At 77.5% G+C, this 20,972-nt stretch carries 1 protein-coding gene and 1 pseudogene; both read left to right on the top strand.

The window, feature by feature from the left end:
- Positions 1 to 128 precede the first annotated feature (128 nt).
- Positions 129 to 16,547, top strand: coding sequence for a type I polyketide synthase (locus ACWGJO_RS14085; RefSeq protein WP_452183636.1), 16,419 nt, complete (start codon positions 129 to 131; stop codon positions 16,545 to 16,547).
- Positions 16,544 to 20,947, top strand: a pseudogene (locus ACWGJO_RS14080) (type I polyketide synthase); the annotation flags it as partial. The gene ACWGJO_RS14085 and the pseudogene ACWGJO_RS14080, both read left to right, overlap by 4 nt.
- Positions 20,948 to 20,972: the final 25 nt, after the last annotated feature.

Below are 20,972 nucleotides of genomic sequence, written 5' to 3'. Positions count from 1 at the left end.
TCGGGCGGGACCGGTGAATTGGGCGGCTGGTGCACGCGGCGGCGGCGAAAGTCCAGGAATTCCCGTAACGGGCCGGCCGGTCGTCTCCGTCTATTCGTCGCGCCATCCGTGGAAGAGGGTTTCACCAGATGGTTGATAAGGATACGCTTCGCGATTATCTGAAGCGGGTCACCGCCGATCTCCACCGGACCAGGCAGCGCCTGGCCGATTTCGAGGCGGCGGACGCCGAACCGCTGGCGATCATCGGGATGAGTTGCCGGTTCCCTGGCGGCGTCCGTTCACCGGAGGACCTCTGGCGGCTGGTGGCCGACGGCGCCGACGCCATCGGCCCCTTCCCGGAGGACCGCGGCTGGGCCCTCGACCACCTCTTCGACGACGACCCGGACCGGGCCGCGACCAGCTACGTGCGCGAGGGCGGCTTCGTCACCGGGGCCACCGAGTTCGACCCCGGGTTCTTCGACATCTCGCCGCGCGAGGCGCTGGCGATGGACCCGCAGCAGCGGCTGCTGCTCCAGGCGTGCTGGGAGGCCGTCGAGCGCGCCCGCCTCGACCCCACCTCGCTGCGCGGCAGCGACACCGGCGTCTTCGTCGGCGCCGGCGACCAGAAGTACACCGCGCTGGTTGCCGGGGCGCCGCACGAGGGCGGCGAGGGCTACCTGCTCACCGGCGGCGCCAGCGCCGTCATCTCGGGCCGGGTCTCCTACGCGATGGGCCTGGAGGGCCCCGCGATCACCGTGGACACCGCCTGCTCCTCCTCGCTGGTCGCGCTCCACCTGGCCGCCCGTTCGGTGCGCCAGGGCGAGTGCTCGCTGGCACTGGTCGGCGGCGTCACCGTGATGGCCACCCCGGGTGTGTTCACCGAGTTCAGCAAGCAGCGCGGGCTGGCCGGGGACGGCCGGTGCAAGTCCTTCGCCGCCGCGGCCGACGGCACCGGCTGGTCCGAGGGCGTCGGCGTGCTCCTGGTGGAGCGGCTCTCCGACGCACGCCGGCTCGGGCACCCGGTGCTCGCCGTGGTGCGCGGCTCGGCGGCCAACCAGGACGGCGCCTCCAACGGGCTCACCGCCCCCAACGGGCCGTCCCAGCAGCGGGTCATCATGCAGGCCCTGGCCGGCGCCAAGCTGTCCACCGGGGACGTCGACCTGGTCGAGGCGCACGGCACCGGCACCGAGCTCGGCGACCCGATCGAGGCCCAGGCCCTGCTGGCCACCTACGGCCAGGGCCGGGCACAGGACCGTCCGCTGTGGCTCGGCTCGGTCAAGTCCAACATCGGGCACGCCCAGGCCGCGGCCGGCGTGGCCAGCGTGATCAAGGCCGTGATGGCCCTGCGGCACGGCGTGCTGCCGGCCACCCTGCACGTCGACGGACCGACCCCGCACGTGGACTGGTCGGCCGGCGCGGTGGAACTGCTCACCGAGTCCCGGCCCTGGCCGCGCGGCGCCGCGCCGCGCCGCGCCGGCGTCTCCTCGTTCGGCATCAGCGGCACCAACGCCCACATCATCCTGGAGGAGGCCGACGAGCCCGCGGCCGACGAGCCCGGGGCGGCGGAGGCCGTGGCAGGCCCGGCCGGCGGGGAACTCCCCTTCGTCCTCGGCGCCAAGAGCGAGGCCGCGCTGCGCGGCCAGGCCGCGCGGCTGCGCGCCCTGCTGACGGCCGACCCGGCGGTGCACCCGGCGGACCTCGGCCGCTCGCTGGCCGTCACCCGTGCCGCGCTGAGCCACCGCGCGGTGGTCGTCGCGGCCGACCGCGCCGGCCTGCTGGCCGGCCTGGCCGCCCTGGAGGACGGCACCGAGAGCGGCCGGGTGGTGCGCGGCGCCGCCGCCCGCAGAAGCGGCAAGCTGGCCTTCCTGTTCACCGGCCAGGGCGCCCAGCGCGCCCGGATGGGCGCCGAACTGGCCGTCGCCCAGCCCGTGTTCGCCGAGGCCCTGGCCGAGGTGTGCGAGCGGCTGGACCCGCACTTCGACCCGCCGCTGCGCGCCGTGCTCGACGCAGAGCCCGGCAGCGACACCGCCGCGCTGCTCGACCGGACCGCCTACACCCAGGCCGCGCTGTTCGCCGTCGAGGTGGCGTTGTACCGCCTGGCGACCGCCTTCGGCCCGGCCCCCGACTTCCTGCTCGGCCACTCGGTCGGCGAGGTCGCCGCCGCCCACGTCGCGGGCGCGCTCTCGCTGGACGACGCCTGCACCCTGGTCGCCGCGCGCGGCCGGCTGATGCAGGCGATGCCCGAGGGCGGCGCGATGCTCGCCGTCGGCGCGGACGAGGCGCGGGTCCGCGAGGACCTGGCCGCGGTGGCCGACCGGGTCGCCGTCGCCGCCGTCAACGGGCCGGCCTCGACGGTCGTCTCCGGCGACCGCGAAGCGGTCCTGGCGCTCGCCGCCACCTGGCGCGAACGCGGCCTGCGCACCCGCGAGCTGCGGGTCTCGCACGCCTTCCACTCGCCGCACATGGACGGCATGCTGGCGGAGTTCCGCGAGGTCGTCGCGGGGCTCGCGTTCCGGCCGCCGGTGATCCCGGTGGTCTCCAACCTCACCGGCGCCCCCGTCGGCGCCGAGCAGCTGGCCGACCCGGACCACTGGGCCCGGCAGGTCCGCGAGACCGTCCGGTTCGCCGACGGGGTCCGGCACCTCGACGGGCAGGGCGTCACCCGCTACCTCGAACTCGGGCCCGACGGCGTGCTCACCGCCATGGCCCGGGAGAGCCTCGCCCACCGCGAGGACACCGTCTTCCTGGCCCCGCTGCTGCGCCGCGACCGGCCCGAGCCGCTGAGCGTCGCCACCGCGCTGGCCGGCCTGCACGTGCACGGCGGCGCCGTCGACTGGGCCGCCGTCTTCGGTGACGGACGCCTGCTGGACCTGCCGACCTACGCCTTCGAGACCGCGCCGTACTGGCCCAACACCGCCTCCTGGCGCGGCGACGTCACCGCGGCGGGCCTGAGCGCCATCGGCCACCCGATGATCGGCGCCGGGATCTCGCTCGCCGGCGGGGACGAACTGCTGTTCACCGCACGGCTGTCCGCCGACGCCCACCCGTGGCTGGCCGACCACCGGGTGCACGGCCGGGTCGTCGTTCCCGGCACCGCCTTCGTCGAACTCGCCGTCCACGCGGGCGACCAGGTCGGCTGCGGGGACCTCGACGAACTGGTCCTGGAGGCCCCGCTGGCGCTGCCCGACCGCGGCGCGGTCCAGGTCCAGGTGGCGGTCGGCGCCGCCGGCCCGGACGGCCGCCGCACCGTCACGGTGCACGCCCGGCCCGAGGAACGGGCCGACGACAACTGGCCGGACCGGCCCTGGACCCGGCACGCGACCGGCGTGCTGGCCCCCACCGCCGACGGCCCGGCGGCCGAGCCGGCCCCGCAGCAGTGGCCCCCCGCCGACGCCGCCCCGGCCGACGTGGACGCCGTGTACGAGCTGCTGGACACGGCCGGACTGGCGTACGGCCCCGCCTTCCGCGGCCTGGCCGCCGCCTGGCGTCACGGTGACGCGATCCTGCTGGAGGCCCGGGCCGGAGACCCCGAGGAGGCCCGCCGCTACGGCCTGCACCCGGCGCTGCTGGACGCCGTCCTGCACGCCCTCGCGGTCCGTTCGACGGCCGACGGGGGAGCCGACGGCACCCCGCTCACCGCCGGACTGCCGTTCTCCTGGACCGGGGTCGCCCTGCGCGCCTCCGGCGCCCCCGGCGTCCGGGCCCGGATCACCCCGCTGGGTGAGGACGCGCTCTCGCTGGTGGCCTGGGACGGCGACGGCCGGCCGGTCGTCACCGTCGAGCGCCTCGCGCTGCGCGCGGCCGCCCCCGCCGGTCCGGCCGCCGACCCGGCCGGGCTGTACCGGGTGGACTGGCGGCGCCCGGCCGACGGCGGCACCGAGGTCGCCGTGCCCGAGGACCTCGCGCTGCTGGACGCCGAGGACGCCCTGGCCGCGGCCGTCGACGAGGACGGCCACGTGCCCGGAATCGTCGTGCTGCCCTGCCCGGCCGGCTCGGCGCAGGAGGCCGTCGCCCGGGTGCTGACGGTGCTCCAGGACTGGCTGGCCGACGACCGCTTCACGCCCGCCCGCCTGGTGGTGCTCACCCGCGACGCGGTCGCCGCCGCCCCCGGCGACCCGGTCGCCGACCCGGCCGGCGCCGCCGCCTGGGGCCTGGTGCGCACCGCGCAGACCGAGCACCCCGACCGCTTCGTCCTGCTGGACGCCCCCGCCGGGGCGCCGGTGCCGACCGGGGTGCTGACCGCCGCCGTCGCCTGCGGCGAACCCCAACTGGCGCTGCGCGACGGCGAACTCGCCGCCGCCCGACTGGTCCGCGCGGCCGTGCCCGCCGGCCTGCCGGCCCCGGCCGGAGCCGGGGCCTGGCGGCTGGACACCCGCAACCCGGGCACCCTGGAGGCCCTCGAACTGCTGCCGGTCGACCCGGCCGCCCCGCTGGCCCCCGGCGCGGTGCGGCTCGGCGTGCGCGCGGCGGGCCTCAACTTCCGCGACGTGCTGGGCGCGCTCGGCATGTACCCGGGCGATGTCGTGCTCGGCGGCGAGGCCGCCGGCGTGGTGCTGGAGGTCGGACCGGACGTCGAGGGCCTGCGCCCGGGTGACCGGGTGTTCGGCCTCTGCCCGGCCGCGTTCGGCCCCGTCGCCGTCACCGACCACCGGCTGCTCGCCCCGATGCCCGCGCACTGGTCCTTCGCCGAGGCCGCGGCCGTCCCGATCGCCTACGCCACCGCCTACTACGGCCTGGTGGACCTGGCCGGCCTGCGGGCCGGCGAGTCGGTGCTGATCCACGCCGCCGCGGGCGGCGTGGGCACCGCCGCCGTCCAGGTCGCCCGGCACCTGGGCGCCGAGGTCTACGGCACCGCCAGCCCGGCCAAGTGGGAGGCGGTGCGCGCCCTGGGCGTCGCCGCCGACCGGATCGCCTCCTCCCGGGACACCGGCTTCGCCCGGCGCTTCGCCGAGGCCACCGACGGCCGCGGCATGGACGTGGTGCTGGACGCCCTGGCCGGCGAGTTCGTCGACGCCTCGCTCGACCTGCTGCCGCGCGGCGGCCGCTTCATCGAGATGGGCAAGACCGACGTCCGCGACCCCGGCGAGGTCGCCGCCCGCCACCCCGGCGTGCGCTACCAGGCCTTCGACCTGATCGAGGCCGGCCCCGAGCGGATCGGCGAGATCCTCGCCACCCTGCTGGAGCTGTTCCGCGCCGGCGAGCTGCGGCTGCCGCCGCTGCGCGCCTGGGACGTGCGCACCGCCCCCGAGGCGTTCCGCCACCTCGGCCAGGCCCGCCAGATCGGCAAGGTCGTCCTCACCCTGCCGCGCGCCTTCGACCCGGACGGCACCGTCCTGGTCACCGGCGGCACCGGCGGCCTCGGCCGGGTCCTCGCCGAGCACCTGGCGACCGCCCACGGCGTCCGCCACCTCACCCTGCTCAGCCGTACCGGGCCCGCCGCCGAGGGCGCCGCCGCGCTCACCGAGGCGCTGGCCGAACGGGGCGCACAGGTCGAGCTGATCGCCTGCGACGCCGCCGACCGGGACGCGCTCGCCGCGGTGCTGGCCGGGCTCACCCGCCCGCTGACCGGGGTGTTCCACCTGGCCGGCGTGGTGGACGACGCCGTGGTCACCGGCCTGACCCCGCAGCGCGCCGCCGCCGTCCTGCGCGCCAAGGCGGACGCCGCCGCGCACCTGGACGAGCTGACCCGGCACGCCGACCTGGCGGCCTTCGTGCTCTACTCCTCCGCCGCCGGCACCCTGGGCAGCGCCGGGCAGGCCGGCTACGCCGCCGCCAACGCCTACCTCGACGCCCTCGCCCACCGCCGGCGCGCCGCCGGGCTGCCCGCGCTGTCGCTGGCCTGGGGGGCGTGGCAGGACACCGCCGGCATGACCAGCCGGCTCACCGGGGCCGAGCGCGAGCGCATCGCCCGCTCCGCCTTCCCGCCGCTCTCCGTCGAGCGCGGCCTCGCGGCCCTGGACGCGGCGCTCGCCCTGTCCCACCCGGCGCTGGTCGCCACCGGGCTGGACCAGGCCGCCCTGGCCGCCGGCGCGGGGTCGCTGCCGCCGCTGCTGCGCGAACTCGTCCGCGGCGGCACCCGGCGCGTCTCCGGCGCCGACCCGGCCGCCGCCGGTTCGGCCCTCGGCCGCCGGCTGGCCGGACTCGGCGCGGAGGACCGGCTCCGGCTGCTGCTGGAGCAGGTGCGCGGCCAGGCCGCCGCCGTGCTCGGCTTCGCCGGGCCCGAACCGGTCGACCCGAACCGGGCGTTCAAGGAGCTCGGGGTCGACTCGCTGACCGCGGTCGAGCTGCGCAACCGGCTCTCCGCCGTCACCGGCCTGCGGCTGCCGGCCACCCTGGTCTTCGACCACCCGACCCCGGCGCTGCTCGCCGAGGAGCTCGGTCGCGAACTGCTCGGCGGGTCCGAGCCCGAGCCCGCGTCCGGGACCGCCACCGCCGGCCCGGCCCCGGTGGCCGCCACCGGCCCGGCCGACGACCCGCTGGCGATCATCGGCATGAGCTGCCGACTGCCCGGCGGCGCCGACACCCCCGAGGGGCTGTGGCGGATCGTCAGCCAGGGCGTGGACGCCATGACCCCGGTGCCCACCGACCGCGGCTGGGACCTCGGAGCCTTCCCGGAGGGCTTCGCGGACGGCCTCGACGGCGGCTTCGTCGACGGCCTGGCCGACTTCGACCCCGCCTTCTTCGGCATCAGCCCGCGCGAGGCCCTGGCGATGGACCCGCAGCAGCGGCTGCTGCTGGAGACGGCCTGGGAGGCGATCGAGAGCGCCGGGATCGACCCGACCACGCTGCACGGCAGCCCGACCGGCGTCTTCGTCGGCAACGCCACCACCGGCTACAGCGTCGGCGCCACTGAGGTGCCCGAGGGCATCGGCCCGCACCTGATGCTCGGCACCGCCGCCTCCGTCACCTCCGGCCGGGTCGCGTACAGCCTCGGCCTGGAGGGCCCGGCGCTGTCCATCGACACCGCCTGCTCCTCCTCGCTGGTGGCGCTGCACACGGCGGGCGAGGCGCTCGGGCGCGGCGACTGCTCGCTCGCCCTGGTCGGCGGCGTGACCCTGATGGTCGTGCCGACCATGTTCGTCGAGGGCACCCAGGGCGGCGCGGTCTCCACCGACGGCCGCTGCAAGGCCTTCGCCGCCGCCGCCGACGGCACCGGCTGGGGCGAGGGCGCCGGCATGCTGCTGGTCGAGCGGCTCTCCGACGCCCGCCGCAACGGCCACCGGGTGCTGGCCCTGGTCCGCGGCACCGCCGTCAACCACGACGGCGCCAGCAACGGGCTGACCGCCCCCAGCGGCCGGGCCCAGCAGAAGGTCATCCGGCAGGCGCTGAGCGCCGCCCGGCTCGCCCCCGGCGACGTCGACGCCATCGAGGCGCACGGCACCGGCACCGAGCTGGGCGACCCGATCGAGGCACGGGCGCTCCAGGCCGTCTACGGCCGGGACCGGGAGGCCGACCGCCCGGTGTGGCTCGGCTCGGTCAAGTCCAACATCGGGCACACCCAGTCCGCGGGCGGCGTCGCCGCCGTGATCAAGATGGTCCAGGCGATGCGGCACGACCTGCTGCCCGCCACCCTGCACGTGGACGAGCCGACCCCGCACGTGGACTGGTCGGCGGGCGCGCTGCGCCTGCTCACCGAACCGGTGCCGTGGCCGCGGGGAGGTCGCACCCGCAGGGCGGGCGTCTCCTCGTTCGGCATGAGCGGCACCAACGTCCACGTGATCCTGGAGGAGGCGCCGGAGCAGGCCGAGGCCCCGGCGCGGCCGGCCGCCCCGTCCCTGGCCGGCGCCCCCACCCCCTGGCTGCTGTCCGCCCGTGGCGAGGCCGCGCTGCGCGCGCAGGCCGCACGGCTGCGCGAACACCTCTCCACCCGTCCGGAAGTGACGAATGATCAGGTCGCCGGAGCGCTGTCGTCCGGCCGTTCCGCCTTCGACCACCGCGCGGTGCTCCTCGCCGACGACCGGGAGTCCTTCACCGAGCTGCTGACGGCGCTCGCCGAGGACCGGACGGCCGAGGGCCTGGTACGCGGCGTCGCCGCCGCCGGGGGCCGCACCGTGTTCGTCTTCCCCGGCCAGGGCACCCAGTGGGCCGGCATGGCCGCCGGCCTGCTGGAGGCCTCCGAGGTCTTCCGCGACTCCGTCCGGGCCTGTGACGCCGCCCTGGCCCAGTACGCCGACTGGTCGGTGGAGGACGTGCTGCGCGGCGCCGAGGACGCCCCGCCGATCGAGCGGATGGACGTCGTCCAGCCCGTGCTGTTCACCATGATGGTGTCGCTGGCCGCGCTCTGGCGCTCGCACGGCATCACCCCCGCCGCCGTGGTGGGGCACTCCCAGGGGGAGATCGCGGCGGCCCACGTCGCGGGCGCGCTCACGCTGTCCGACGCGATGCGGATCGTCGCGCTGCGCAGCCGGCTGCTCCTGGCGCTCGCCGGGCAGGGCGCCATGGCGTCGGTCTCGCTGCCCGAGGACGAGGTGGCCGCCCGGATCGAGGCCTGGCCGGGCGAGCTGCACATCGCCGCCGTCAACGGCCCGCGCTCGATCGTGGTCGCCGGAGACCCGGGGACGGTCGACGGGTTCGTCGAGGCGCTGGCCGCCGAGGACGTGCGGGTGCGCAAGGTCCGGGTCAACGGCGCCGGCCACTCGCCGCAGGTCGAGCCGCTGCGCGAGGCCGTGCTGGAGGCGCTCGCCGGCATCGAGCCGCAGCCCGCCCGGACGGCCTTCTACTCCACCGTGACCGGCGGCGCGCTCGACACCACCGAGCTGGGCACCGCCTACTGGTACCGCAACATGCGCGAGCCGGTCCGGTTCGCCCACGCCGTCCGCTCCCTGCTGGAGGACGGCTACCGCACCTTCGTCGAGTCCAGCCCGCACCCGGTGCTGGGCCCCGGCGTGCAGGAGGCCGCCGAGGAACTCCCCGGCACCGGCGAGGTGACCGTGGTCGGCACCCTGCGCCGCGACGAGGGCGGCCCGGCCCGGTTCCTGCGCTCGCTCGCCGAGGCGCACGTCCACGGCGCCCGCCCGGACTGGTCCACGGTCCTCGGCGGCGCCCCGGCCACCGCCGTCGAGCTGCCCACCTACGCGTTCCAGCGGCAGCGCTACTGGCTCGACCTGCCGGCGGCGCACGGCGCCGCGGCCGGCGACGCCCTGCGCGACCCGGCCGAGGAACGGTTCTGGGCGGCGGTCTCCGAGGCCGACCCGGCCGGGCTGGCCGAGGCGCTCGGCGTGGACGACCCGGACGCCCGCGCCGCGCTGGCCGCCGCCGCGCCCGCGCTGCCGGTGCTCTCCTCCTGGCGGGCGCGCCGCCGGGACGGCTCCACCATCGACAACTGGCGCTACCGGGTGCGCTGGCGGCGCATCGCCCGCACCGAGGGCGCCGAACTCTCCGGCACCTGGCTGCTGGTCGTCCCGGGCGGCGAGGACGACGGGACCGCCGCGTTCTGCGCGCGGGCGCTCGGCGAGCACGGGGCCCGCGTGGTGACCGTCTCGCCCGCCGCCGACGACCCGTCCGGCGACGGCCTCGGCGAGCGGATCGCCGAGGCGGCGGCCGAGGGGCCGGCCGGCGTGCTGTCCCTGCTGGCCCTGGACGAGGAGACCCACCCGGACCACCCGGTGCTCTCCCGCGGGCTGGCCCGCACCCTCGCCCTGGTCCGGGCCGTGGAGGCGGCCGGCGGCACGGCACCCCTCTGGATCGCCACCCGGGGCGCGGTCTCGGTCGGGGCCGCCGACCCGCTGACCCGCCCGGAGCAGGCCGGCGCCTGGGGCCTCGGCCTGACCGCCGGACTGGAACTCACCGGCCGTCGGATCGGCCTGCTCGACCTGCCCGCCGACCCGGACGACCGCACCCTCGCCCGGGTGGCCGCCGTGCTCCACGGCGCCGCCGGCGAGGACCAGGTGGCCCTGCGGGCCGCCGGCGTCTTCGGCCGCCGGATGGTCCGGGCCCCGCGCGAGGACGCCGCGGGCCCGGACGGCTGGCAGCCCCGCGGCACCGTCCTGGTCACCGGCGGGACGGGCGCCGTCGGCGGCCACGTGGCCCGCTGGCTGGCCCGGGCCGGCGCCGAACGGCTGGTGCTGGCCGGCCGGCGCGGACCGGCCGCCCCCGGCGCCGCGGAGCTGGCCGCGGAGCTGACCGCGCTCGGCGCCGAGGTCCGGATCGAGGCCGTGGACGTCACCGACCGCTCCGCCGTCGCCGCCCTGCTGGCGCGGCTTCCGGAGCTGACCGCCGTCGTGCACGCGGCCGGCGTCGCCCAGAGCACGCCCGTGCTGCACACCGACGTCGCGGAACTGGCCGCCACCCTGGAGGCCAAGGTCGCCGGCGCCGTCCACCTGCACGAACTCGCCGGGGACGGCCTGGAGGCCTTCGTCCTGTTCTCCTCCGGCGCGGCCGTCTGGGGCGGCAGCGGCCAGGCCGCCTACGCGGCCGCCAACGCCCGCCTGGACGCGCTCGCCCAGTACCGGCGCTCGCTCGGACTGCGCGCCACCTCGGTCGCCTGGGGCGGCTGGGCCGGCGGCGGCATGGCCACCGACGAGGCGATGGCCGTCCTCGGCCGGCGGGGCCTGGCCCTGATGGACCCGCAGCTCGCGGTCACCGCGCTCGGCCAGGCGCTCGCCGACGACGAGACCCTGCTGACCGTCGCCGACATCGACTGGGCCGCCTTCGCCCCGGCCTACAGCGCCGCCCGCGAACGGCCGCTGGTCGACGAGATCCCCGAGGCCCGGGAGGCGCTCGCCGACTCCGGGCCGCAGACCGCGGCGCCGGCGGGCGAGGGCGAGTTCGCCCAGCGGCTGGCCGCCCTCCCCGCGGGCGAGCGCGGCCGGGTCGTCCTCGACCTGGTCCGCACCCACACCGCCGCCGTGCTCGGCTACCCCGGACCCGGGGACGTCGAGCCCGCCCGGGCGTTCCGCGAGGTCGGCCTGGACTCGATCATGGCGGTCGAGGTCCGCAACCGGCTGCGCACCGCCACCGGGCTGCGGCTGCCGGCCACCATGGTCTTCGACCACCCGACGCCGGCCGCCGTCGCCGACCACCTGGCCACCCTGCTGCTCGGCGCCCCGGCCACCGCGGCCCCCACGCAGGAGCACGGCGCGGCGCCCGCGGACGACGACCCGATCGCCATCGTCGGCATCGGCTGCCGCTTCCCCGGCGGCGTCCGCTCCCCGGAGGACCTGTGGGAGCTGGTGCTGGCCCGCCAGGACGCCGTCACCCCGTTCCCCACCGACCGCGGCTGGGACCTGGACGCGCTCTACCACCCCGACCCGGACCGGCCCGGCACCACCTACGTCCGCGAGGGCGGCTTCCTGGAGGGCGCCGGCCACTTCGACGCCGAGTTCTTCGGCATCAGCCCGCGCGAGGCGATCACCCTGGACCCCCAGCAGCGGGTGCTGCTGGAGGCGGCCTGGGAGGCCCTGGAGCGGGCCCGGATCAACCCGGCGACGATGGCCGGCGCCAAGGCCGGCGTCTACGTCGGCACCTCCTTCCAGGGCTACGGCGTGGACGCGCAGGACGGCATCGCCGCCTCCGAGGGCTTCTTCCTGGCCGGGACGGGCACCGCCGCGGTGTCCGGACGGCTCGCGTACACGCTCGGCCTGGAGGGCCCGGCGGTCACCGTGGACACCGCCTGCTCCTCCTCGCTGGTGGCGCTGCACCTCGCCTGGCAGGCGGTGCGCAACGGCGAGTGCACGCTGGCCCTGGCCGGCGGCGTCACCGTGCTGCCCACCCCGGTCTCCTTCACCGAGTTCAGCCGCCAGCGCGGCCTGGCGCCGGACGGCCGCTGCAAGGCGTTCGCCGCCTCCGCCGACGGCACCAACTGGGGCGAGGGCGTCGGCGTGGTGGTCCTGGAGCGCCTCTCGGAGGCGCGCCGCAACGGCCACCCCGTGCTCGCCCTGTACACCGGCTCGGCGACCAACCAGGACGGCGCCTCCAACGGCCTCACCGCGCCCAACGGGCCGTCCCAGCAGCGGGTCATCCGCCAGGCGCTGGCCAGCGCCGGGGTGCGGCCGGGCGACATCGACCTGGTCGAGGCGCACGGCACCGGCACCTCGCTCGGCGACCCGATCGAGGCCCAGGCCGTGATCGCGACGTACGGTCAGGACCGCCCCGAGGACCGGCCGGTCGGGCTCGGCTCGCTGAAGTCCAACATCGGGCACACCCAGTCCGTCTCCGGCGTCGCCGGCGTGATCAAGACCGTGATGGCGCTGCGCGCCGGCGTCCTGCCGCCGACCCTGTTCGCCGAGGAGCCGACCCCGCACGTCGACTGGAGCGCGGGCCGGGTCGAGCTGCTGACCGAGGCCCGCCCCTGGCCGAGCACCGACGGCCCGCGCCGGGCCGGCGTCTCCTCCTTCGGCGGGACCGGCACGAACGCCCACGCCGTCCTGGAGCAGGCCCCGGAGCCCGAGGAGGAGCCGCGCGCGGAGCGCGAGGCCGGCGCGCTGCCCTTCGTGCTCTCCGCCCGCGGCCCGCAGGCCCTGCGCGAGCAGGCCGAACGGCTGCTGGCGCATCTGGACGCCGAGCCCGCGGCGGACCTCGGCGACCTCGCCTACTCGCTGGCGACCACCCGCACCCCGTTCGCCGAGCGCGCCGTGGTGCTCGCCGCCGACCGGGCCGAGCTGCGCGGCGGCCTCGCCGGGCTGGCCGCGGGGCAGACCCCCGAAGGCACCCCGACCGGCTCGGCCGTGAACGGCCGCACCGTGTTCGTGTTCGCCGGCCAGGGCGCCCAGTGGGCCGGCATGGCCGCCGGGCTGATGGACTCCTCGGAGGTCTTCGCCGAGCACATCGCCGCCTGCGACGAGGCACTCGCCCCGTACACCGACTGGTCGTTGGTGGACGTGGTGCGCGGCGTCGAGGGCGCGGCCGCGCTGGACCGGGTCGACGTGGTGCAGCCGGCCCTGTGGGCGATGATGGTCTCGCTCGCCGCGGTGTGGCGCTCCTGGGGCGTCGAACCGGACGCGGTGATCGGCCACTCGCAGGGCGAGATCGCGGCCGCCTGCGTGATCGGCGCGCTGTCGCTGGAGGACGCCGCCCGGGTGGTGGCCGTGCGCAGCCGGGCGATCACCGCGCTGTCCGGCAAGGGCGGCATGGTCTCGGTCGCGCTCCCCGCCGCGAAGGCCGGGGAACGGATCGCCCCGTGGGCGGGGCGGCTCTCCGTCGCCGCCGTCAACGGGCCCTCCTCGGTGGTGGTCTCGGGCGAGACCGGGGCCCTGGAGGAGTTCTTCGCCGGCTGCGAGGCGGACGGGGTCCGGGTCCGCCGGATCGCGGTCGACTACGCCTCGCACTCGGCCCAGGTCGAGGCCGTCGAGGAGCGGCTGGTCGCGGAACTCGCCGGGATCACCCCGCGTTCCTCCGCGGTCTCCTTCTACTCCACCGCGCTCGGCCGCTGGACGGACTCCGCCGAGCTGGACGCCGGGTACTGGTACCGCAACCTGCGCAACACGGTCGGCTTCGAGCAGGCCGTGCGCGCCGTCGCGGCCGAGGGCTACCGGCACTTCGTCGAGGCCAGCCCGCACCCGATGCACACCGTCGGCATCCAGGAGACCCTGGACGACCTGGACGAGGCCGTCACCGGCGGCGGCGCCGTGGTCGGCTCGCTGCGGCGCGACCAGGGCGGTTTGGACCGGCTGTGGACCTCCGCCGCCGAGGCGCACGTGCGCGGCCTCGCCGTGGACTGGGCGCAGCTGCTCGGCGGCCTCGGCGCCCGCACCGTCGACCTGCCCACCTACGCCTTCCAGAGCAGGCGCTACTGGCTCGGCGGCTCCGGGGCCGGCTCCGGCGCGGCCGAGGCCGCCACGGCAGGGCTCGGCGCCACCGGGCACCCGCTGCTCGGCGCCGCCGCCGACCTCGCCGGGCTGGACGCCGTCCTGATGACCGGCCGGCTCTCCCGCCGCTCCCAGCCCTGGCTGGCCGACCACGCCGTGCTCGGCACCGTCCTGCTGCCCGGTACCGCCTTCGTCGAGATCGCGGTACAGGCCGGCGCGCAGGTCGGCTGCGGCCACGTCGAGGAGCTCACCCTGGAGACCCCGCTGCTCCTGCCGGAACACGGCGCGGTACGCCTGCAGGCCGTCGTCCAGGCCCCGGACGCCGCGGGGCGCCGGATGCTGAGCGTCTACTCCCGGCCGGACGACGGCACGGCCGCCGCCGGCACCGACGGCTGGACCCGGCACGCCACCGCGACCCTGGCCCCGGAGTCGCCCGCCCCGGCGTTCGACCTCGCCCAGTGGCCGCCGCGGGACGCCGAGCCGATCGACCTCGGCGGCTTCTACCAGGAGCTGGAGGCGCGCGGCTACGCGTACGGCCCGACCTTCCAGGGCCTGCGCGCCGCCTGGCGCCGGGACGAGCAGATCTTCGCCGAGGTGTCCCTGCCGGAGCCGGGCCCGGACGCCGAGCGCTTCGGCGTCCACCCGGCGCTGCTGGACGCGGCGCTGCACGGCATCGGCATGCTGCGGGCGCTGCGCGAGTCCGAGCGCGGCGAACGGGCCCGGGCCGAGCTGCCGTTCGCCTGGCGCGGGGTCGGCTGCCACCAGCGGGGCGTCACCTCGCTGCGGGTGCGGCTGGCCTTCGCCGAGGCGGACGGGATCACCCTCCAGGCCGCGGACGACACCGGGCTCGCCGTCGCCTCGGTCGAGGCGCTGGTCTCCCGGCCGGTGCCGGACGGCCTCGGCACCGCCCCGGCCCCCGGACAGTCGCTGTTCCAGGTCGAGTGGACCGGGGCCGCCCCGGCCGGGGACACCCGGCCCGGCCGCCTGCTGCTGGCCGGTGACGACCCGTCCGGGCTCGCCGAGCGGCTCACCGCCGCCGGCGCCCCGCCCGAGCGCCACCGGGACCTCGCCGCGGTGGCGGCGGTGCTCGGCGGCACCGACGAGCCCGCGACCGTCCTGGTCCCGCTCGTCGGCGCCACCGGCGGTGACCAGGCCGAGGCGGTCCGCACCGTCACCCACACGGCGCTGGCGCTGGCCCAGCAGTGGCTCGCCGACGACCGCTTCGGCTCCTCCCGCCTGGTGCTGGTCACCCGGGGCGCCGTCGCGGCCGACCCGGCCGAGGCCCCCGTCGACCTGCCCGCGGCGGCGGCCTGGGGCCTGCTGAAGTCCGCCCAGTCCGAGCACCCCGGCCGGTTCGTGCTGCTCGACGAGGACGGCCACGAGGACACCGCCCCCGCCCTGCTCGCCGCGCTGGGCACCGACGAGCCCCAGGCCGCGCTGCGGTCCGGCGCCGTGCGGGTGCCGAGGCTGGCCCGACTGGCCGTACCGGCCCGGCCGGACACCCCGGTGTTCGACCCGGACGGCACCGTGCTGATCACCGGCGGCACCGGCACCCTGGGCCAGGCGCTGGCCCGGCACCTGGTGACCGAGCACGGCGTCCGGCACCTGGTGCTGGCCGGCCGGCGCGGGCCGCAGGCCCCCGGCGCCGCCGAACTCGTCGCCGAACTGGCCGACCTGGGCGCCGAGGCCGAGATCGCGGCCTGCGACGTGGGCGACCGGACGGCGGCGGCCGCGCTGCTGGCCGGCATCCCGGCCGACGCCCCGCTGCGCACCGTCGTGCACGCGGTCGGCGAACTGGACGACGGCGTGCTCGTCGGGCTCGACCCGGCGCGCGTCGACCGGGTCCTGCACGCCAAGGTCGGCGGTGCGCTGCACCTGGCCGAGCTGACCCGCGGCACCGGACTGTCCGGCTTCCACCTCTTCTCCTCGGCGGCCGGCACCTTCGGCGGCGCGGGTCAGGCCAACTACGCCGCGGCCAACGCCTTCCTGGACGCCTTCGCCCAGGCCCGCCGGGCGGAGGGGCTCGACACGGTCTCCTTCGCGTGGGGCCCGTGGGCGCAGCCGACCGGGATGACCGGGAACCTGACCGAACTGGACGTCAACCGGGTGCGCCGGCTCGGCATGACGCCGGTGTCCACCGCGGAGGGCCTGGCGCTGTTCGACGCGGGCCTGGCGGCCGGCACCGCCGTGGTCGTGCCGATCAACCTGGACACCGCCGCGCTGCGGACCCAGGGGCTGCTGCCCCCGCTGCTGCGCGGTCTGATCCCCGCGGCGCCGACGGCGTCCGGGGCGGGCGGTCGGACCGGGGCCGCGGCCCGCGACGCGCACCTGCCCGAGCGGCTGACCGGCCTCTCCGACCGGGAGCGGCTGGAGGCGCTGCTCGACCTGGTGCGCACCCAGGCCGCCACGGTGCTGGGCCACGACTCGGCGGGCTCGGTCGGTGCCGAGCGGGGCTTCCTGAAGGTCGGCATGGACTCGCTCACCGGCGTCGAGCTGCGCAACCGGCTGGCCCTGGCCACCGGGCTGCGGCTGCCGGCGACGCTGATCTTCGACTACCCCACGCCGCTGGACCTGGCGCGTCACCTCCGGGACGAGCTGGCCCCGGCGCCGGCCGCCCCGGCCGCGAGCGCCCTGGACGAGCTGGCCAGGTTCGAGGAAGTCCTGAAGAACGTCGGCGCCGACGGCTCCGAGCGGGCCGAGGTCGGCCGACGGCTACGCGAACTGGCCGCCCGATTCGGCGAGTTCGGCACCACTGACAGTGCGGCGAGCCTGGAGACGGCGACCGCGGAGGAGCTGTTCCAGATCCTCGACCAGTCGCAGTGAGATCCGGGGGAGACGACATGAGCGTGACCAGGGAAGAAGAGCTGCTCCGGTACCTGCGCCAGGCCACGGCCGCGTTGCAGGAGGCCCGCCAGGAGCTGCGCGAGGTGCACGAGAAGGCCCGGGAGCCGATCGCGATCGTCGGGATGGCCTGCCGGCTGCCCGGCGGGATCGCCACCCCGGAGGAGCTGTGGCGGCTGGTCGCCACCGGCGGCGAGGGCCAGTCGGGACTGCCCACCGACCGCGGCTGGAACCTCGCGGCCCTGGGCGGCGACGGCACGCGGCAGGCCGGCTTCGTGCACGAGGCGGGCTGGTTCGACCCGGCGTTCTTCGGGATCTCGCCGCGCGAGGCGCTGGCGATGGACCCGCAGCAGCGGCTGTTCCTCGAAGCCTCCTGGGAGGCCTTCGAGTACGCCGGACTGGACCCGGAGCGGCTGCGCGGCAGCCGGACCGGGGTGTTCGCCGGGATGATGTACCACGACTACCTCCCCGGCGGGGGCGAGGGTGCCGAGGCCTACCTCGGCACCGCCACCGCGGGCAGCGTGGTCTCCGGCCGGGTGGCCTACGCCCTCGGCCTGGAGGGCCCGGCGGTCACCGTGGACACCGCCTGCTCCTCCTCGCTGGTCGCCCTGCACCTGGCCGTGCAGGCCCTCCGGGGCGGGGAGTGCGACCTGGCGCTGGCCGGCGGGGTGACCGTGATGGCCGCGCCCGAGGTGTTCGGCTCGCTGGGCGGCGGGCAGGGCGTGGCCGCGGACGGCCGCTGCAAGTCCTTCGCCGCCGCCGCCGACGGGATGGGCTGGGCCGAAGGCGCCGGCGTGCTGCTGGTGGAGCGGCTCTCCGACGCCCGGCGGCTCGGGCACGAGGTGCTCGCGGTGGTGCGGGGCAGCGCGGTCAACCAGGACGGCGCCTCCAGCGGGCTGACGGCCCCCAACGGGCCGTCCCAGCAGCGGGTGATCCGGGAGGCCCTGGCCGCCGCCGGACTCTCGCCCGCCGAGGTGGACGCGGTGGAGGCGCACGGCACCGGCACCCGGCTCGGCGACCCGATCGAGGCCCAGGCGCTGCTCGCCACCTACGGCCAGGGGCGGCCCGAAGGCCGTCCGCTGCTGCTCGGCTCGGTGAAGTCCAACCTCGGCCACACCCAGGCCGCGGCCGGGGTGGCGGGCGTGATCAAGATGGTGCTGGCAATGCGGCACGGCGTGCTGCCGGCCACCCTGCACGTGGACGAGCCGACACCGCTGGTGGACTGGTCGGCGGGCGCGGTGGAACTGCTGACCGAGGCCCGGCCGTGGCCGGAGGCGGACCGGGCGCGCCGGGCGGCGATCTCCTCCTTCGGGGTGAGCGGCACCAACGCCCACGTGGTCATCGAGCAGGGCGAGGCCCCCGTGGCCCCCGAACCGGCGAGCGCCCCGGCCCTCGTGCCCTGGCCGCTCTCGGCCCGGACGGCCGACGGCCTGCGGGCCCAGGCGCGCCGGCTGCGGGCCTTCGTGGCCGCCACGCCGGAGGCCGGACCGGTGGACGTCGGGCGCGGGCTGCTCGCCCGTACCGTCATGGAGCACCGCGCGGTCCTGCTCGGCGGCGACCGGGAGGCGTTCACCGCCGCGCTCGACGCGCTGGCCGCGGGCGACCCGGCGGACGAGGGGCGGACGGCGTTCCTGTTCACCGGTCAGGGTGCGCAGCGGGTCGGGATGGGCCGGGGGCTGTACGAGGCGTTCCCGGTGTTCGCGGGGGCGTTCGACGCGGTCTGTGCGGAGCTGGACACGAGGCTCGGGCGGTCGGTTCGTGAGGTCGTCCTCGACGGCGTCGAGGATCTGGACCGTACGGTGTGGGCGCAGGCCGGGCTGTTCGCGGTCGAGGTGGCGTCCTTCCGGCTGCTGGAGTCCTGGGGCGTGACGCCCGACTTCCTGCTCGGGCATTCGATCGGTGAGGTGGCGGCGGCGCACTGCGCCGGAGTGTTCTCGCTGGCGGACGCCTGTGCGCTGGTGGCGGCGCGCGGTCGGCTGATGGAGGCGCTGCCCGAGGGCGGGGCGATGCTGGCGGTGCAGGCCGCCGAGGCGGAGGTGCGTTCGGAGATCGGCGACCGGCTGGACGTGGCGGCCGTCAACGGGCCGCGTTCGGTGGTGGTTTCCGGCCCCGTCGAGGTGGTCGAGGAGTTCGCGGCGCGCTGGTCGGCCGAGGGCCGCAAGACCCGTCGGCTGACGGTCTCGCACGCCTTCCACTCGGCGCTGATGGAGCCGATGCTCGCCGAATTCGCCGCCGTTCTGGCGGAGTTGACCTTCGCCGAGCCGGGCATCCCGGTCGTCTCCAACCTGACCGGCGGGATCGCCGAACCAGGCCTGCTCACCACCCCCGACTACTGGCTGCGCCACGTCCGGGAGGCCGTCCGCTTCGCCGACGGCGTCGCCACCCTGGGCGGCCAGGACGTGACCCGCTTCGCCGAACTCGGCCCCGACGGCGTGCTGTCCGCCCTGGCCCGACAGGCCGACGCCAAGGGCACCTTCGCGCCGCTGCTGCGCCGCGAGCGGGACGAGACGGAGAGCGCCCTGGCCGCGCTCGGCGCGCTCTGGACCGCCGGGACGGCCGTGGACTGGCCGGCCGTCTACGCCGACTGGGGCGGGCACCGGGCGCTGCTGCCCCGGTACGCCTTCGACCGGCAGCACTACTGGGCGCAGCCGCCCGTCGCGCGTCACCCCGCCCGGCCGGAGGAGCGATCCGACGCCTGGCGCTACCGGATCACCTGGAAGCCGGTGCCCACCGCGGCCGTTCCGCCGCTGCTGACCGGCAGCTGGCTGGCGGTGCTGCCCGCCGGGGCAGCGGAGTCCGGCGAACCGGGGTCCGACCTGGCCGACGCCTGCCTGTCCGCCGTCGAGCGGGCCGGCGCCCGGGTGGTGCGGACCACGACCGAGCGGCTGGCGGACGACCTCGCCCGGATCGCGGACCCGGCCGGGGTGCTGGCCTTCCCCGGTACGGCCCCGGACGCCGACCCCGTCGCCGACGCCCTGGACCTGATCGACGCGCTCACCGCCCTGGACCTGCGGGTGCCGCTCTGGTGGGTCACCTCCGGCGCGGTGACCGTGCGCGAGGAGGAGACCGTCCGGCCCGGACACGCCCGGATCTGGGGCCTGGGCCGGGTGGTCGGCCTGGAGCTGCCCGGCCTGTGGGGCGGGCTGGTGGACGTCTGCGGTCCGGCGGGGCCGGTGCTCGGTGACCGGATGGCCGAGGTGCTGTCCGGAACCGAGGACCAGGTCGCCGTCCGGGCCACCGGGACCTTCGCCCGCCGGCTGGTCCCGGCGGGAACCGGGCCGGTGGCGGCCGATCCCGCCCCCGCCACCGGAACCGTCCTGGTCACCGGCGGTACCGGAGCGCTGGGCGCCGCCGTGGCGCGCCGGCTGGCCGGGCAGGGCGTCCCCCACCTGGTGCTGGTCTCCCGCCGGGGCCGGACGGCGCCGGGGGCGGCGGAGCTGGTCGCGGAACTGGAGGCGCTGGGCGCCCGGGTGACCGTCGCCGCCTGCGACACGGCGGACCGGGAAGGGATGGCCGGGGTGCTGGCCGCCGTCCCGGCGGAGTTCCCGCTGAGCGGTGTGGTGCACGCGGCCGGTGTCGGCGACCCGACGCCGTTCGGCAGCACCGCGCGCGCCGGGTTCGCGGCGATCGTGGACGGCAAGGCCGAAGGCGCGGTCTGCCTGGACGAGCTGCTGGGGGACACCCCCCTCGACTACTTCGTGCTCTTCTCCTCCGTCGCCGGCGTCTGGGGCAGCGGCGGGCAGTCCGCGTACGCGGTGGCGAACGCGGCGCTGGACGCCCTCGCCGTCGACCGCCGGGCCCGCGGGCTGGCGGCCACCTCCGTGGCCTGGGGCCCGTGGGCGGGCGAGGGCATGGCCGGCGGCGCCGACGCCGAGGAGTTCCTGCGCCGCCGCGGCCTGCGGGCGATGGCCCCGGACCTCGCCCTGGAGGCGATGGACACGGCGATCCGGACCGGCGACGTCTGCGTGACCGTCGCGGACGTGGACTGGCAGGCCTTCGTGCCCGGCTTCACCGCGTACCACCCGCAGCCGCTGATCGAGGACGTCCCCGAGGTGCGGCAGGTCCTCGCCGGGGGCGCCGCCGGCGGCCCGCAGGACGGCACCGCGCTGCGCGAGCGCCTCGCCGGGCTGTCCGCCGCGGACGGCCTCGTCCTGCTGCTGGAGACCGTGCAGCAGCAGGCCGCGCTGGTCCTCGGCCACAGCGCGGCCGGGTCGGTCGTCGCCGACCGGGCCTTCCGCGACCTGGGGTTCGACTCGCTGACCGCGGTCGAACTGCGCGACCGGCTGACCGCGGCCACCGGGCTGGCCCTGCCCGCCACCCTGATCTTCGACCACCCCACCCCGAGGGCGCTGGCCGAGCAGATCACGGCCGAACTGCTCGGCGACGACGCCCTCGACGCCGACGAGG

The sequence above is a fragment of the Kitasatospora sp. NPDC054795 genome, from assembly GCF_053611565.1.
Note: the sequence above shows the minus strand (reverse complement) of the source record. Positions and strands in the feature narration are given on the sequence as shown.

Excerpts from the sequence above, each read along its gene's own strand:
- ACWGJO_RS14085 (WP_452183636.1), top strand. The coding sequence starts at position 129 with ATGGTTGATAAGGATACGCTTCGCGATTATCTGAAGCGGGTCACCGCC.